2 protein-coding genes are annotated in these 2,382 nt (G+C 67.8%); both read right to left on the bottom strand.

Going from position 1 to position 2,382, the window contains the following annotated elements; all coding sequences use genetic code 11:
* On the bottom strand, window positions 1–888 hold an 888-nt coding region (locus tag NTW26_00240; GenBank protein MCX7020702.1), incomplete at its 3' end, for a hypothetical protein.
* A 297-nt stretch (window positions 889–1,185) separates the two neighbouring features.
* Window positions 1,186–2,382 (bottom strand): hypothetical protein (locus tag NTW26_00235; GenBank protein MCX7020701.1); only part of this gene is annotated, 1,197 nt, incomplete at its 5' end.

Below are 2,382 nucleotides of genomic sequence, written 5' to 3'. Positions count from 1 at the left end.
GAAGCCGGTCGCCCGCACGAAGGCGTCACGCTCCGGCCCGCCGTAGGTCAATGCGCCCGAGGTCACGCCCTCGTGGAGGGCATCCAGGGCCGCGGCGACCTCCTCCGCCGAGCCGTAGCGCGCGACGAGGCCGAGGTTTTTTTGCCGGATGAGCCGGGCGGCGGCGTTCTCCGGCAGAACGCCCAGAATCGGCCGGCCCGCCCGGGCGCTCTCGTAGATTTTCCCCCCGGCGGTGAACCAGTTCTTCGGCGAGTCCTCCAGGATGATGGCGAGCACGTCGGCCCCCAGCTCTAGGCCGATCATCTCCCGCAGGGGGACCGGCGGAAGAATCTCGACCGCGTCTGCCAGCCCCCGCCGCGCGACCTCCTCCGCGTAGATGGGGTGGATATTCCCCACGAGCTTTAAGCGAACATCCGTTCGGAGCCCGGGGCGCCGCTTCAGCCACAGCTCGAAGCCGTCCAGGAGCGACCAGCCGGTACGCCCGTCGGCGTCGTCGGCCGCCAGCCGACCGCCGTATAGGATGGTGAAGCGGCCCGTGGAAACCGGCTCCGCCCCCGCGAAGGCCTCCTCGTCGTAGCCGTTGCGCACGGTCCGGTATATCTGCGGTCGAAGGCAAACCTGCCCCGGCCGGGCGTACCGCCGTCGGAGGAGCTCGGTGGCCTCGGGGTAGACCGTGGTCACCGCGTCGGCGGCCCGCATCACCAGGCGCTCCAACACCCGGTCCAGCCCCCGCCGCCAGTGGAGCCACGGGGTGTAGAGCGGGTTCTCCAGGAAGAGGTCGCGGCTGTGGCAGACCCAGGGAATGCCGGTCAGCCTCTTCAACGCCGTAGTACTCGGAATCGGGGACGTGCAGCAGGGAACGGAAGAGGCGGCCCAGGGGCGAGACATTGCGCCGGGACAGCCTGCCGCCCGACGACCCCGCATTTCCACGCCCTTTCAGTAAAAGCCCGAGACCGCGGACGGGATTGACGGTATTCACTTCAAAGACGGTCGTGCTCGGGTGGAGCGCATCCAATTGGGCCTCGTCGCGGGTGAGGCCGCGAGTGTCCACCCCCCAGCCGGGAAGGGAGCAAAGCACGTCTATTTTCCACCCTTGCCGGCCGAGGTATTTTGCCAGGTTGGCCGTGTTCGGCTCGGTCCGGTAGGGTGGGAAATTTTTTACGATGATGAGGAGTCGGCGCCGCATCAGCCAAAATACTCCCGCGTCGTGCCCACCGCCTGGGCCTCCTCGCGCGCCATTTTGCCCATGAGCGCCAAAGCCGCCTTTCGGCCCATGACGACCGCGTGGTCCATGTTCCCATACCGGAAGAGCCCCTGCCGCCCGGTGGCGACGAGGCCGGGGTGCCGGTTTACATGGTCCAGACAGACCTTCAGCCGCTCGCCGTACCCCCGGTCGTAGAGGGGGTAGGCGTGGGGTTGGTAGGACACGGCACAGGCCCGTGGCGTTTTTTTCAAGAGCCCGACCGACGCCAGACCGCGAAAAACGCCCCGGCAGAGGTCTTCCCGAGCCATCCGCCAGAAGGGGTCGCCGACGTTGCAGCTCACCTCGGCGGTGAGCGCCGCCCAACCCGGCGGGGTCAGTTTTTTAGAAAAGTTGGCCGGCTCGCTGATCCGGTTGAAAATGTACCCCGGCTCGGGGAAATAAATCCAGTGGTTGTCCGAGGGCGTTTCCCCCTCGAGCGTCAGGTGGAGGAAGACGACGGCGCGGGAGCGGAGCCCCCGGGTCGCCCTGGAAACCTCCGCCCCCGGGCGCGGCTCGATGAAACCGACCAGCTCCGCCAGGGGGACGGTGGAGACGACGGCGCTCGCGGATTCACGGTACGACCCCCCGCCGGCCTTCCCGACCTCGACCTCGAACGCCCCTTCCTTCACCCGCAGGGCGACGACCTCCGCATCCAGGCGGATTTCCGCTCCGCGGGACGCGGCCCTGGCCGCGAGACGGCGGGGAAGCTCACCGATGCCGGCCTCCGGGTAGAGGAATTCCCGGGCGTAGGTCCGGGGATCGTCGCCGGAACCCTTGGCCAGCAGCCGCTTGAGGACGTCGAATAGGCTGACCAGGCTGATGCGCTGCGCGGCCCAGTCGGGCGAAATTTCCCGAGTCGGGACGCCCCAGAGCTTCTCCGTGTACGGCTTGAAGTAGAGGTCGTAGAGCGTGCGGCCGAAGCGGTTGACCACCCAGTCCTCGAAGCTCGCCTCGTCGGGACGCGAGAAGGCCCGCCGCAGCGAGCTCACCAGGTAGTCGGAAAAGGCCCGGACGTTGTCCACGAAATCCAGCTTGCGCACCACGTCGCCCAGCTCCAGGGGGTAGGTGAAGCGCCGACCGACAAGCTGTATCTCGCTCTTGCGCCGGGGGCGTAAAAAGGCGCCGTCGGGGAAGAGGTC

The sequence above is a fragment of the bacterium genome, assembly GCA_026398675.1.
In the GTDB taxonomy this organism is placed as follows: Bacteria; RBG-13-66-14; RBG-13-66-14; order RBG-13-66-14; family RBG-13-66-14; genus RBG-13-66-14.
Note: the sequence above shows the minus strand (reverse complement) of the source record. Positions and strands in the feature narration are given on the sequence as shown.